The organism is Burkholderia sp. USMB20 (genome assembly GCF_000949135.2).
Lineage (GTDB): Bacteria > Pseudomonadota > Gammaproteobacteria > Burkholderiales > Burkholderiaceae > Burkholderia.
Genome location: NZ_JTAN02000019.1, coordinates 715,016 through 729,215 on the forward strand (window position 1 = coordinate 715,016; position 14,200 = coordinate 729,215).

The 14,200-nt window shown below is 69.8% G+C and carries 13 protein-coding genes; 5 read left to right on the forward strand and 8 right to left on the reverse strand.

Annotation, left to right across the window (positions count from 1 at the left end):
* Positions 1–19: 19 nt before the first annotated feature.
* The 8 genes from PL79_RS27895 to PL79_RS27935 form a co-directional block, all read right to left on the reverse strand.
* Complete coding sequence (locus PL79_RS27895) at positions 20–652, reverse strand: membrane protein (protein ID WP_044846300.1); 633 nt, start codon at positions 650–652, stop codon at positions 20–22.
* On the reverse strand, positions 649–1,062 hold the full coding sequence (locus PL79_RS27900) for a quinol oxidase (RefSeq protein WP_044846315.1): 414 nt from the start codon (positions 1,060–1,062) through the stop codon (positions 649–651). Before PL79_RS27900 ends, PL79_RS27895 begins: the two co-directional genes overlap by 4 nt.
* Before the next feature lie 28 nt (positions 1,063–1,090).
* Positions 1,091–1,876, reverse strand: a complete 786-nt coding sequence (locus PL79_RS27905; protein WP_409333444.1) for an anti-sigma factor family protein — start codon at positions 1,874–1,876, stop codon at positions 1,091–1,093.
* Complete coding sequence (locus PL79_RS27910) at positions 1,876–2,391, reverse strand: sigma-70 family RNA polymerase sigma factor (RefSeq protein WP_044846302.1); 516 nt, start codon at positions 2,389–2,391, stop codon at positions 1,876–1,878. Before PL79_RS27910 ends, PL79_RS27905 begins: the two co-directional genes overlap by 1 nt.
* A 46-nt stretch (positions 2,392–2,437) precedes the next feature.
* A complete protein-coding gene (locus PL79_RS27915) occupies positions 2,438–2,797 on the reverse strand; it encodes a COG4315 family predicted lipoprotein (protein WP_044846303.1) in 360 nt (119 codons plus the stop codon).
* Between the two features lie 277 nt (positions 2,798–3,074).
* Positions 3,075–5,453 (reverse strand): beta strand repeat-containing protein, encoded by a 2,379-nt coding sequence (locus tag PL79_RS27920; protein ID WP_135801160.1) that lies wholly within the window; start codon positions 5,451–5,453, stop codon positions 3,075–3,077.
* A gap of 477 nt (positions 5,454–5,930) precedes the next feature.
* The gene (locus tag PL79_RS27930) at positions 5,931–7,175 is read right to left on the reverse strand and encodes an NAD(P)/FAD-dependent oxidoreductase (RefSeq protein WP_044844135.1); all 1,245 of its coding nucleotides are present in this window, start codon (positions 7,173–7,175) and stop codon (positions 5,931–5,933) included.
* A gap of 67 nt (positions 7,176–7,242) precedes the next feature.
* The gene (locus tag PL79_RS27935) at positions 7,243–8,022 is read right to left on the reverse strand and encodes an ABC transporter substrate-binding protein (protein ID WP_044844134.1); all 780 of its coding nucleotides are present in this window, start codon (positions 8,020–8,022) and stop codon (positions 7,243–7,245) included.
* A gap of 379 nt (positions 8,023–8,401) precedes the next feature.
* Here PL79_RS27935 and PL79_RS27940 point away from each other — a divergent pair, with 379 nt between their 5' ends.
* The 5 genes from PL79_RS27940 (at position 8,402) to PL79_RS27960 (ending at position 13,845) form a co-directional block, all read left to right on the forward strand.
* Entirely contained in the window at positions 8,402–9,364 is a 963-nt protein-coding gene (locus PL79_RS27940) for an ornithine cyclodeaminase family protein (RefSeq protein ID WP_044844133.1), read from the forward strand.
* Complete coding sequence (locus PL79_RS27945) at positions 9,361–10,155, forward strand: helix-turn-helix transcriptional regulator (RefSeq protein WP_044844132.1); 795 nt, start codon at positions 9,361–9,363, stop codon at positions 10,153–10,155. The genes PL79_RS27940 and PL79_RS27945 overlap by 4 nt, the downstream gene beginning before the upstream one ends.
* A gap of 316 nt (positions 10,156–10,471) precedes the next feature.
* Complete coding sequence (locus PL79_RS27950) at positions 10,472–11,206, forward strand: DsbA family oxidoreductase (RefSeq protein WP_044844131.1); 735 nt, start codon at positions 10,472–10,474, stop codon at positions 11,204–11,206.
* Positions 11,207–11,333: 127 nt separating this feature from the next.
* Entirely contained in the window at positions 11,334–12,773 is a 1,440-nt protein-coding gene (locus PL79_RS27955) for a DHA2 family efflux MFS transporter permease subunit (protein WP_044844130.1), read from the forward strand.
* Between the two features lie 283 nt (positions 12,774–13,056).
* Positions 13,057–13,845 carry a sulfite exporter TauE/SafE family protein gene (locus PL79_RS27960; protein WP_044844146.1) on the forward strand — a complete coding sequence of 263 codons (789 nt, stop codon included), beginning with the start codon at positions 13,057–13,059 and terminating at the stop codon, positions 13,843–13,845.
* Positions 13,846–14,200 lie beyond the last annotated feature (355 nt).

Sequence of the window (14,200 nt, forward strand, 5' to 3'; positions counted from 1 at the left end):
GAGTCGTCGGGATCAGGGATCAGGGTGCGAAAAAGCGGGCGGGAAACGCGACGTCGATCTCGACGTCGTCGAGCGTGACCGTCTCGAGCGGCGCGCCGTCGTCGTCCGCGAAGCTGACCACCTTCAGCGGAAAGCCGTCCTCGGTGTCCAGCCACAGACGATAGCGATGCACGCCGTCGACCACGTGCGCGGGTGCGCCCGTCACCGACACGCGCAGCGTGGTGCGGCCGCCGACGGTTTCCTGGCCCTCCGTCACCGTCGCACCGCCCTGCTGCAGCGCATGCACGTTGCGCAGCAGCACGCCGACGTCCGACCGGTCGACGCGATGGCCGCTGCGATTGCGCAGGAGCGGATTGGACGGCGACAGCGTCAACGCGGGCAGCGCATGCTCGCCGAACGGGCGCAGCCGGACCTTGCCGTCGCCGGGATCGTACGCGAGCACCGCGCCGTGATGCGGCGACACGAAGTCCATCCGGACGAAACCGGGTTTCAGGTACGCATAGTGGAATTCGGCGTGCTCGCCGCTTCGCGCCGACGAGCGGATCGTCGCGCGATACGAGTGGACCTGGTCGAAATGCGTCTGCGCGACGGTCACGGGGTCGGCTGTCATGCTCGCTCCTATCAGGCTCGCGGCCAGCAACGCGGCGATCATGGCGCCGCCTCGACGTCGAGCACGCCTTCCATTCCGCGCTCGCGATGACTGCGCAAGAACAGCAGCCGATGCGTGCAATAGTAGGCGAAGCGGCCGGGCGCCGTCGGCGTGAAGCGCAACGTGCGCGGCGTTGTGCCAAGTTCGGTGCGCACCGCGATGCCGGCCTGCGGCGCGTCGATCGCGAAACTGTGCGGCACGACGCCCGGTTCGGCCGATACGGTCAGCTCCACCGGCACGTGCGCGCGGACGATCACGTGGTTCGGGCGAAAGAAATAGCTGCCGCCGACGATCGCCACCCGCTGCACGCCGTCGGCGTCGACCGGCACGCGCACCGGGGCCTCGCCATCCGCCCGCGCGAGCCCGGCGCATGCCGCGAGCGCCACCGTCACCATCGCCACCTTCGCGTTCATCATTGGCTCCCTGCCGATGCCGCGTGCATCATCCCTTCCACGCGTCGGTCGGCCCGCCGAGCGCGCCGCATGCCTCGATCGCGAGTTCGCGCAGGCGTCGTTCGTCGGCGCGCCCGGAGAGCGCAAAACCCATGCCGCGATCCGACCAGAAATACGTATGGCGGCCGTCGGCCGACATCGCCTGGGGCGCGAAACGCCGCGCGTCGTAGGCCGTCATGTAGAGCGTCACGCGCTTGCCGTCCGCGCGCTGGTACATGAGTTGCGCCGCCGGCCCCGCGTCGCCCGGCAGCAGCCGGCCGCCCAGCAATGCATAGCCGTATTCGTCGAGCGACGGCGCGCGCACGGGCCGCCCGAGATGCGCGGACAGCCACGCGGCAAGGCGCGCCGGATCGCGTGCGTCGACCTCGACCGGATGCTCCCGCTCGGCCGCGTACACGGCGTAAGCGACGTCCGCGCGTGCGGCGAATGCCGGCTCGGCGCCGAACGTCGTCCAGCCCGCGTGCAGCGCGATGCCGATCACCAGCCCGGCCGCCAGCCCCGCGAACGCATAGGCAAGGCCACGCCAGCGCGGCGCGCGCCGCTGCACGAACAGCGCGGGTGCAGCAGCCGGCAGCGGGAACAGCGCGTGCAACGCATCGCGCTGCGCGCCGTAATGCGCGAACCGGTCGGCCTCCCGCGGATCGGACCGCAGCCGCTCGAGCACCTCGCGGCGCTCCTGCCCGGACAGCTCGCCGTCGAGCAGCGCCGACAGCAGCTGGGCCGACACGGCATCGTCCCGATCGTTCGAAGGTTTGCGCGGATCGTCGTCGTCCATCATGTCTTCCCGATCACCCGTAACGCGGCCGCGCCGTGCGCCGGCGGCTCGCCGGACAACAGCGCACGCATCTGTTCACGCGCCCGTGACAGCCGCGACATCACCGTCCCCACCGGCACGCCGAGCACCTGTGCGGCGTCGCGGTAACTCAGCTCCTCGAGCGCGACCAGCAGCAGCACCTCGCGCTGCTCGACCGGCAACCGGTACAGCGCACGCTGCACGTCGCGCAGCAGCAGGCCGCCGATCTCGTCGTTCGGCGCGGCCATCGTCTGCCACGGCGCGGTCGCATCGTCGACCGCGATCTCGCGCCGCGCGCGCAACTGGTCGATGAAGCGGTGGCGCAACAGCGTCAGCAGCCACGCGCGCAGGTTGCCGCCGTCACGCGGCGGCCGGTTCAGCGCGCGCTCCAGCGTGTCCTGCACGAGATCGTCCGCCCAGGCCCGATCGCCCGTCAGCGCGCGCGCATACCGGGTGAGATGCGGCAGCCACACCAGCAGGTCCGATTCGTAGCTCATCCGGATGCCTTGCGCGTCGCCGCGCCGTCAGCCCGTCAGTCCGTTCTCAGGGGCGCGCAACGTGCCACATGCCGCCGACGCCGTCGCCGCCCGCGTCACCGGCCTTGTGGTCCATCTTCCAGCGGTACAGCGGACGGCCGCGGTACGCCCATTGCTTCTTGCCGTCGTCGCGCGTGACGAGGCTCAGTGCGCCCGACGCCTTGTCGTATCCGTCGGCGAGCGCCGGCGGCCAGTTGGCCGCGCAGGTGCCGGTGCACGTGCTCTTGCCCGGCGCGTCGTGATCGAACACGTACAGCGTCATGTGATCTTCGTCGACCAGTTTCCCGTCGCCGGCCTGCGGCGGCTCGGCGGCCGCGGGCCGCGCGATCGCGGCCGTCAGCGCGATGGCGAACAGCATCGTCTTCATTCCCGTTCTCCTTGGCATGGCATCGCGGCATGGCGGCGCCGGACGGGACGTCGACTACGTCATGACCATTATCCCGCTGTCCGGCTGCGCCGCGACTCGGTAAGTAAACGGACGAATCCGGCCGGTTATTCCATTCCGCCCCGCAATTCAGTGCCATTCCTCCCATGAGACAGACCGGGAACCCCAAAGAAAACGCGGCATGACATTGCTGTCATGCCGCGTTGTGCGACCCGTTGCGCGCGGCAGGCGATGAACCGTCGCCGCGCGCGCCGGCCGGTTACCTCGGCAATGCGCCCGTCACCGCCTGCAGCAGCGTCGACACCGGTGCGAGCGGGTTGTTCGCCGAGTTGTTGCCCGAGTGCGGCGTGACCGACAGGCTCGGCGTGGAACCCAGCGCCGTGCCCAGCGTCGTGCCGGCCGCATTGACGACCGTCACCGTCGCGTTGCCGCCCGTCGACAGCAGCGAACCGGCTGCCCCCGCCGTGCTGCCCGCCGCGCTCGCGCCCGAGCCGAGCAGGCTGCCGCCCGCTGCAGCCGTCGAACCGGCCGCGCCCGACAACGCGCCGGCCGCCTGCCCGAGGGCCGCCGGACCGTTCGCCAGGGCCCCCGTCACCGAACCGAGCGCACCGGTCAGCGCGGCGGCCGGGTTGCTGCCGCCGGTCAGGCCGCTGACGAGGTTCGTGATCGGCGCGATCGGGCTGCTGCCGCCTGCGCCCGACAGCGTGCCGACGACCTGGTTCACGACGCCCTGCACCGGCGCCAGCGGGTTCGTGCCGCCGAGGCTGCCGAGTGCGCCCGTCACCGAACTGACCGCGTTGCTCAGTGCGCCGGCCGGGTTGCTGCCGCCGAGCGTACCGACGACCTGGTTCACGACGCCCTGTACCGGCGCCAGCGGGTTCGTGCCGCCGAGGTTGCCGAGTGCGCCCGTGACCGAGCTGACCGCGTTGCTCAGTGCGCCGGCCGGGTTGCTGCCGCCGAGCGTACCGACCACCTGGTTCACGACGCCCTGTACCGGCGCCAGCGGGTTCGTGCCGCCGAGGTTGCCGAGTGCGCCCGTGACCGAGTTGACCGCGTTGCCCAGTGCGCCGGCCGGGTTGCCGCCCGTCGGCAGCGCGTTTTGCAGGCCGCTGACGAGGTTCGTGATCGGCGCGATCGGGCTGCCGCCGCCGGTGCCCGATAGCGTGCCGACGACCTGGTTCACGACGCCTTGTACCGGAGCCAGCGGGTTCGTGCCGCCAAGGCTGCCGAGCGCGCCCGTCACCGAGTTCACAGCGTCCGTCAGTGCGCTGGCCGGGTTGCCGTTGCCGAGCGTGCCGGCGAGTTGCGTGACGGCGCCTTGCACCGGTGCCAGCGGGCTCGACGCGCCACCGATGTTGCCGAGCGTACCCGTGATCGTATTGACCGCGTTGCTCAGCGCACCAGCCGGATTGCCGCTGCCCAGCGTGCCCGTGACCTGGTCGACGACGTTCTGGATCGGCGCCAGCGGGTTCGTGCCGCCAACGTTGCCGAGTGCACCCGTCACCGTGCCGAGGGCGCCGGTCAGTGCGCCGGCCGGGTTGCCGCCTCCGACGTTGCCGAGCGCACCCGTCACCGTGCCGAGAGTGCCGGTCAGTGCGCCGGCCGGGTTGCCGCCGCCGACGTTGCCGAGTGCACCCGTCACCGTGCCGAGAGCGCCGGTCAGTGCGCCGGCCGGGTTGCCGCCGCCAAGCGCACCCGTTACTTGATTCACCACGCCCTGAACCGGCGCCAGCGGATTCGCGCCGCCGCCGACGTTGCCCAGTGCGCCCGTCACCGTACCGATTCCGTTACTCAGCGTACCCGTCGCCGTATTGAGCGCGCCGGTCAGTGCAGCAGCGGGGTTGCCGCCACCGAGCGCTCCCGTCACTTGATTGACGACACCTTGAACCGGCGCCACCGGGTTCGACCCGCCACCGACGTTACCCAACGCACCCGTGACCGTACCGAGGGCGCCGGTCAGCGCGCCGGCCGGGTTGCCGCCACCGAGCGCCCCCGTCACTTGATTGATGACACCTTGAACCGGTGCCAGCGGGTTCGCCCCGCCACCGACGTTACCCAACGCACCCGTGACCGTACCGAGGGCGCCGGTCAGCGCGCCGGCCGGATTGCCACCACCGAGCGCCCCCGTCACTTGATTGACGACACCTTGAACCGGCGCCAGCGGATTCGCACCGCCGCCGACGTTACCCAGCCCGCCCGTCACCGTGCCGACCGCATTGCTCAACGTCCCCGTCGCCGTATTCAGCGCGCCGCTCAACGCACCGGCCGGGTTGCCGCCACCGAGCGCTCCCGTCACCTGGTTCACCACGCCTTGTACCGGCGCGAGGGGCGTCACCGCGCCGCCACCGCCGCCGAGCGCGCCCTGCAGCGCGTTCACCGCGCCCGACAACGCCTGCGCCGGGTTGCCCAGCGACGTCTGAATCGCGCCGGCCCCACCCGTCGCAACGGTGACCGAACCCAGCGGCGACGTGCCGGTCGCGGCCAACCCGATCGATACGCTGTTGGTCGGCGGATTCACGACGACTTGCGGAATCGGCAGCGCATCGAGCGGCCCGGCGACAGCCGAACCGGAAACCAGTACCCCGAACACCGTCGTGACCGACAGCGCCACACCCGTCAATTTAAAGTTTTGTCTCATCCTTACCCCATCTCGTTGGCACTACGTTGATAAAGCATGGGGATGGATTGCACGAAGTGTGCCATCCAGATAAAACGGATTGATTCGTTGGCCTATTGCAAGCCAATAACGGTTTTATATGGATTTCCGGGTAAATAAACGGGTCGCGCAGCCGCAATCATCTGACGATAAATGTGTCGGGCGCTCGGATGTAACGTAACGTTTGCGAGGCCGGAAGTAACGTGTTCCGGTACATCCCGGGTCACATCGGAACGTCCGTTGCGAAACGTCGCCGGATGGCCGGACGGACAGCCTGCTTCGCATTTCATCTTCATGAAAATGCATTAATAAATCGCGTGTTTTCTGTTTTTCTTATTCGCGATTTCTTTCCGGTCAATTGCGCAGATCATTTCCGGCTGCAAGACTTCACACAATACGGACAGCCGAATGAAAAACTGTGACGGCCGCACACGCGGCGGCCGTCGTATCGCAACGGGTTCAGCCGAAGCGCGCGGGCCGGTACGGATGGGGATCGATGAAGGTCGGCGCGCCCGTCATCATCTCGGCGAGCAGACGCCCGGTCGCGGGGCCGAGCGTGAGCCCGTGGTGACAGTGGCCGAACGCGAACCACAGATGACGATGGCGCGGCGCAGGCCCGATCACGGGCCGCATGTCGGGCGTGCACGGCCGCATCCCGAGCCACGGCCCCGGATCGAGCCGCTCGCCGATGCCGAACGCGTCGCGCGCCAGCGGCTCGGCACGCGCGAGCTGCACGCCGGTCGGCGGCGCGCCGCGCAACGCGATCTCGACGCCGGTCGTGAGCCGCAGGCGGCCGCCTTCCATCGGCGCGACGACGAAACCCTCCTCGGTATCGCACACGGGCACGTTCAGCGGCGCGCGGGTCGGCCGGTAATGCATGTGATAGCCGCGCTTCGCGCGCAGCGGAATCCGGTAGCCGAGCGGCGCGAACACGTGATCGGACCACGGCCCGAGCGCAACCACGGCCGAACGGGCCGCAATCGGCCCATGCTCGGTATCGACCTGCCAGCCGTCGCGCACCTGCGCGAGCGTCGTCGCGTCGCCTCGCACGAACGTGCCGCCGTCGCGCTCGAACAGCCGCGCGTACGCCTTCGTGAGGCCGCCGGGGCTCGACACCGTCTTCGGGTCCTGCCAGTGGAATGCGCCGCAGAACGCGTCGCCGATGCCGGGCTCGCGTTCGCGCAACGCGCGCGCGTCGAGCACACTCATCCGCAACCCGTGCGCGTCGGCCACCCGCTGCTGCACGCGCGTTTCCGCGTCGAACAGCGCGGGCGAACGGAACGCCTCGATCCACCCGCCGTCATGCACGAGCGGCTGCGCGTCGGTGCGCGCGATCAGCGCGTCGTGCTCGACGACGCTCGCCGCGACGAGCGGCAGCATGTCGCGTGCGGCAGCCGCGAGCCGCTGCGGCGACGATTCGCGCCAGAAACGCGCAAGCCAGCCCGCATACGCGGGCAATGCTTTGTAGTCCCAATAGAGATCGACCGAGCGGTTGCGTGCGTAGCGCAGCAGCGTGCCGAGCCGGCGCGGGAACGCGTACGGCACGACCGACGAGCGCTCGATCAGCCCCGCATTGCCGTGGCTCGTTTCCTCGCCGGGCGCGCGCCGGTCGACGAGCGCGACACGCAGCCCGCGATCCTGCAGATGCAGCGCCGACGACACGCCGACGATGCCGGCCCCCAGAACGATGACGTCGAAATCCATGCTTCCCCGTACTGCGTCGAGATTCGGTGCGACGCGCGCCGGCACCGCGGCCGGCGCGCGGCCTGGCTTACTTCGCGACGATGTCGCGCTTGAAATACTTCTGCGACAGCGCGCTCAGCGTGCCGTCCTTCTTCAGCGCGTCGAGCGCGCCGACGATCTTCGCCTGCAGCGCCTTGTCGCCCTTGCGCAACCCGAAGCCGGTGCCTTCGCCGAGCGTCGCGGGATCCTTCAGCGGCTCGCCGACGATCTGGTAGTCGCGGCCGGCCGGCTTGTCGAGGAAACCGTCCTGCGCGGTCTGCGCTTCCTGCACGGCCGCGTCGAGACGACCGGCGACGAGATCGGCATAGATCTGGTCCTGGTCCTGATACGACACGACGTCCACGCCCGCATTGGCCCAGTGCGCCTTCAGGAAATCCTCCTGCGACGAGCCCTGCAGCACGCCGACGTGCTTGCCGCGCAGGCTCGCGGTATCGGGCCGCAGCGGCGAGCCGCGGTGCGCGACCATCACGATCGGCACCACGTAGATCGCCGGCGTGAAATCGATGCTCTGCTTGCGCTTCGCGGTGATGTTCATCGCCGAATTGATCGCGTCGAACTTGCGCGCCTGCAGCGCCGGGATCAGCCCGTCGAACGCATTCTCGACCCACACGCACTTCATGTTCAGCTTCGCGCAGACGGCATTGCCGACGTCGACGTCGAAACCCTGCAGTTGGCCGGCCGGCGTCTTGCTCTCGAACGGCGGATAGGCGGCTTCGATCCCGAAGCGCAGCGTGGTCTGTTCCGCGTGGGCGGTGACGGCCGCGCACGCAAGCGCCGCGACGGCGCAGAGGGAAAGCTTCCAGTTCATGACGATGTCCTTCGATTCCGGATTGAGGCGATGAAGACCGTTCGCGCGACGCCGTCGCCGGGCGCCGGATCGGCATGCGATGCATGCCGGCCGCCGGGCGGCAACATGCCGGTCCGCATGTGAAATATAGACTCCTAGTCTACTATAGACTATAGGGGATACGATAATCGTGGCCTCGGTGCTGCCCATCGAGAACCCGTCGATTACGCAAAATGCCGTTGATTCATCGAGGTTTTTTCGACTGACGGCGGCTCGGGCCTGTCCTGAAAAGAAAAACTCACCCGACTTCTTTTGTCTATATTAGACTTTTAATCCATCACGAACATCGCCGGACGCCCGCTTTCGAGACTGTCCTGTCCGGCCCGACCGGAGAAGTTCCATGACGCAACCCGCCCCGACCCTGCCGCTGACCGTCGACGAAGCCGCGGTGCGCGCGGCGCTGCCGTCGCTCGACGTGCTCGGCACGCTGCGCCGCATGTTCGCGTCGCTCGCCTCGGCCCGCGCGGTGCAGCCGCCGCAAACCCTCACGCTGTTCCCCGAGCAGGCCGGCGATTTCATCACGTATCTCGGCGCGCTCGCCGACGAGCAAGTGTTCGGCGCGAAGCTGTCGCCATACGTCGTGACGGGCGGCAAACCGATCGTCACGGCGTGGACCGCGCTGATGTCGATGCGCACCGGGCAGCCGCTGATGTGGTGCGACGCGGGGCTGCTGACGGTCGAGCGCACGGCCGGCACGACGGCGCTCGCGGTCGACTGCCTCGCGCCGCGCGACGCGCGCCGGCTCGCCGTGATCGGCGCGGGCGCGGTGGGCCTCGCACATCTGCGCCATACGGCGGCATTGCGCGACTGGGCATCGATCAGCGTCCATTCGCCCGCGCTCGCCGGCGACCCGGCGCTGCAGGCGACGCTCGCGCGGATCGATCCGCGCGCCCGTGCGGCCGCCAGCGTCGAGGCGTGCGTGCGCGACGCGGACGTCGTGATGCTGTGCACGTCGTCGGGCACGCCGGTGCTCGCCGACGGCATGCTCACGCGCCCTGCGCTCGTCACGTCGATCAGCACCAACGTCGCGCGCGCGCACGAGATCCCGCCGGCATGGTTGCCCGACATGGACGTGTACTGCGACTACCGGCACACGACGCCCGCGAGCGCGGGCGAGATGCAGATCGCGGCGGCCGGGCACGGCTGGACGCCGGAGCGGATCGTCGGCGACCTGCCCGCGCTCGTCGCGGGCACCTGCGCGGCGCCGTCGCGCACGCGTCACGCGTTCTTCCGCTCGATCGGCCTCGGGCTCGAGGACATCGCGATCGCACACGCGCTGTACATGCATCTGACGCGCGCATGAGCGGCACGCGCACGCGGGGCCGATACAATGGCGCAACCGCCGCGGCGGCAGCGCGGGGGCGCACGGGCGAGCCGGTGGACGGCACGCCGGCGCGCCGTACCGACGCACCGCCCGGCTCCCGCTCACCCGAGATGGCGATTCCGATGCGCAAGAAGCAATCCCCCGTCAAAGACCTGCTGCTCACCCGCTACGCACCGATCGCCGACGGCATCGCGGCGCTGTTCTTCCCGTACGCGGAAGTCGTGATCCACGACCTGCACGACCAGACCGTGCTGTACCTCGCGAACAACCTGTCGAAGCGCGAGGTCGGCGACGATTCGGCGCTCGAGGAAATCGATCATTCGGCGCGCGAGCGCGTGATCGGCCCGTACGAGAAACTGAACTGGGACGGCCGGCGCATGCGTTGCGTGAGCAACGTGCTGTTCGACGACGAAGGCCGGCCGGCCGGGATGATGTGCATCAACTTCAACATCGCGGTGTTCGACGACGTCCGCGCGACGCTCGACGTGTTCATCAAGGGCGCGGGCATCGTCGCGCAACCGGACGAGCTGTTCCGCGACGACTGGCAGGAGCGCATCAACACGTTCCTGCACGGCTGGCTGCGCGAGCGGCAGGTCGGCCTGAACGGCCTCACGCGCGAGCACCGGCGCGAGCTCGTCGAGGCGCTTTATGCGGAAGGCGCGTTCCGCGGCAAGAGCGCCGCGAACTACGTCGCGAACGTGCTCGGGATGGGGCGCGCGACCGTCTACAAGCACCTGAAGCATCTGAAGGAAACGCAGGGCGACGTGTGAGCGGCGGGTGCTGCGGGCGTGGTTGCCTGGTCGCCAAGCTTGCGGCCTTCACTGCTCCCCGCTCGCCGTTCGCCGTTCGCCGTTCGCCGTTCGCCGTTCGCCGTTCGCCGTTCGCCGTTCGCCGCTCACCGTTCACCGTTCACCGTTCACCGTTCACCATCACTGACATCGGCCCCGCTACCGGTTCGCGCGGTCCGTGACTATGCTTCGTGATACGTCAGGGCCGGCCCGGTCCACCCGGGCCAGCCCACATCGAAGCGTCGAAGCACAAAATGCTATAGTCCCGGTTACATTTATTTGCCGCCCCGGACCACCCATGACGACCACCCCCGCCCCGACTGCCCGCCCGATCCTGACCGTCGAAATCTGGTCCGACCTGATCTGCCCGTGGTGCTGGATCGGCAAGCGCCGCTTCGACGAGGCGCTCGCCGCATTCGCGCACGCGGAGCACGTCGACGTCGCGTTGCGTGCGTACCGGCTGATGCCGGGCCAGCCGGTCGAACCGGTGGAGGCGATGCTCGCGGGCAAGTACCGGATGTCGCCCGCGCAGGTCGACCAGATGTTGCGCCAGGTGACCGACGCGGCAGCGAGCGTCGGGCTGAGCTACGACCTGCCCGGCACGTTCGTCGGCGACACGCTCGACGGCCATCGGCTCGTGAAGCTTGCGGAAGCCACCGGCCGCGCCCATGTGCTGACCGAGCGCCTGTACCGCGCCTATTTCTGCGAGCACGGCTCGCTGTTCGACCATGCGGCGCTGATCGACTTCGCGGTCGAAGCGGGGCTCGAGCGCTCGGCCGTCGAAGCCGTGCTGCGCAGCGATGCATACCGTGACGAAGTCGAGGCCGACATCGCGCGCGCCGCGCAGATCGGCGGACGCGGCGTGCCGCTGTTCGTGTTCGGCGGCCGCTACGCGGTATCGGGCGCGCAGCCGGCCGACGTGTTCGCGCAGGCGCTCGAGCAGGCATGGCGCGACGGCGCCATCGTCGAATTCGCCGGCGACGACGCCGCCGCATGCGGCCCCGACGGCTGCGAACTCCCGCCGCTCGGATAACGTCCGGCGCGGCGCGACACGCGCCGCCGCTACGCGTCGCTCCTGCCACAAACCGGCAGGAAGCGCACGCGAACGACGTCTACAATTCAGCCTTTCAAATAACGATCTGAGAGAAGGCTGCCAGCCCATGACCCACGGGATCCACGGCGAGAAGCGCTGGTACGCGCTGATCGTCCTCTGCCTCGGCGTGCTGATGATCGTGCTCGACAGCACGATCGTAAACGTTGCACTGCCGTCGATCAGCACCGACCTCCATTTCACCGAGACGGCCCTCGTGTGGGTCGTCAACGCCTACCTGCTGACGTTCGGCGGCTGCCTGCTGCTCGGCGGCCGGCTCGGCGACCTGTACGGCCAGCGGCGCATGTTCCTCGCGGGCCTCGTCGTGTTCACGCTCGCGTCGCTCGCCTGCGGCCTCGCGCAATCGCAGACGATGCTGATCGCCGCGCGCGCGGTGCAGGGCTTCGGCGGCGCGATCGTGTCGGCCGTGTCGCTGTCGCTGATCATGAACCTGTTCACCGAGCCAGGCGAACGGGCACGCGCGATGGGCGTCTACGGTTTCGTCTGCGCGGGCGGTGGCAGCATCGGCGTACTGCTCGGCGGGCTCTTGACGAGCACGCTGTCGTGGCACTGGATCTTCCTGGTCAACCTGCCGATCGGCATCGCCGTCTACGCGATGTGCGTCGCGCTGCTGCCGCGCCTGCGCGCGCCGGCCGGCGCCGCGCGGCTCGACGTCGCGGGCGCGATCACCGTGACCGCGTCGCTGATGCTCGCGGTCTACGGGATCGTCGGCGGCAACGAGGCCGGCTGGCTGTCTACGCAAACCGTCGTGCTGATCGGCGCGGCCGTCGTGCTGCTCGCGCTGTTCGTCGCGATCGAGGCGCGCGTCGCGCATCCGCTGATGCCGCTCACGCTGTTCGCCGCGCGCAACGTCGCGCTCGCGAACGTGATCGGCGTGCTGTGGGCGGCCGCGATGTTCGCGTGGTTCTTCCTGTCCGCGCTCTACATGCAGCGCGTGCTCGGCTACGGACCGCTGCAGGTCGGGCTCGCGTTCCTGCCGGCGAACCTGATCATGGCCGCGTTCTCGCTCGGGCTGTCGGCGCGGATCGTGATGCGTTTCGGCATCCGCGGCCCGATCGCCGCCGGCCTGCTGATCGCGGCGTGCGGCCTCGCGCTGTTCGCGCGCGCGCCGGCCGACGGCAGCTTCGTCTGGCACGTGCTGCCGGGCATGACGCTGCTCGGCATCGGCGCGGGCGTCGCGTTCAATCCGGTGCTGCTCGCCGCGATGAGCGACGTCGACCCGGCCGATTCCGGGCTCGCGTCGGGCATCGTCAACACCGCGTTCATGATGGGCGGCGCGCTCGGCCTCGCCGTGCTCGCGAGCCTCGCGGCCGCGCGCACCGATGCGCTCGCGGCGGCACACGCCGCGCCGCTCGACGCGCTGAACGGCGGCTACCACGCCGCGTTCGCGGTCGGCGCCGCATTTGCGGCCGCGGCCGGGCTGCTCGGCCTCGCGCTGCGCATCCGCCGCCAGGACGCCGTTGCGGGCGCCGGCCCCGCAATGCATTGACGGCCGTCCGGCCTGAATCGGGGCGAGTTCCGCCCCGCCGCACCCGATGGCCCGCCATCGGCGTCGCAACCCGGCAACGGCGGCACGTCGCCCCGCCCCGCCCGGCCCCGCGCCTGTTCAAACGTGCGTTTGACCCGCCGCGAACGGCCCGTCCGGCCGGCCTCCCTGGCCGATTTTTAACGTAGTCGTACACCGAAGCGCCACTTTTGCGACAATGGCAGACTTTGATGCGCGCGCCGCGGCCGCGCGCCGCCGCCGAACGCCGCATAACCGCCTGCTTCCGATGTCGCTTCCCCATATCGATCTGCTGTACTCCCTGTCCGGCCTGTTCGTCGGCGTTCTCGTCGGCCTGACGGGCGTCGGCGGCGGTTCGCTGATGACGCCGATCCTCGTGCTGCTGTTCGGCGTCCACCCCGCGACAGCGGTCGGCACCGATCTGCTGTACGCGGCCGCGACCAAGGCCACCGGCACCCTCGTCCACGGACTGAAGGGGTCGATCGACTGGCGCATCACCGGCCGGCTCGCGGCCGGCAGCGTCCCGGCCGCGGCCGTCACGCTGTGGCTGCTGCACACGCACGGGATGAACTCGCCCGGCACCGCGCGAATGATCCAGCTGGTGCTCGGCATCGCGCTGCTGCTCACGTCGCTCGCACTGATCTTCCGGCCGCAGCTGACCGCGCTCGCCGCGCGCAACCCGCTCCCGCCGAATCCCGCGCGCACGTTCTGGTCGACCGTGCTGACGGGCGCCGTGCTCGGCGCGCTCGTGTCGATGACGTCGGTCGGCGCCGGCGCGATCGGCGTCACCGTGCTGTTGCTGCTGTACCCGCTGCTCGCGACCGCGCGCATCGTCGGCTCCGACATCGCGCACGCGGTGCCGCTCACGCTCGTCGCCGGCATGGGCCACTGGCTGCTCGGCTCCGTCGACTGGTCGATGCTGCTGTCGCTGCTGCTCGGCTCGCTGCCCGGCATCGTGCTCGGCAGCCTGCTGTCGGCGCGCGCGCCCGAGCGGCTGCTGCGCAACCTGCTCGCCTCGACGCTCGTCGCGGTCGGCGTGCGGCTCGTGCTCGCGTAAGCGGCGCAACTGCCGCCCGCCACGGCAGACACCGCCGTCTTCCCGCCCCTGACGAAAGAGATCGGCACGATTTGTCGGTGGAGAATTTCCCTCGATACAGGGACGTGCATCCCCTTTCGAGGATCAAGCCGCTGGGAATCTCACGCGGATCCGACAACGCCCCGTCGGTCGACGACTCACGGGCACCGTTGAAGATCACAGCATCGCGAGCCACATGCGCGATGTGATGCATGACCGGCCAGCACGCGACGCCGGCACCCCCGCCGCAAAAAAAAACGGCCCGACCGGCCTGCGCCGATCGGGCTGTCGTCCATCCGGGGCCTCGCGAACTCGGGCCGCCCGGCGCACGGCCGGG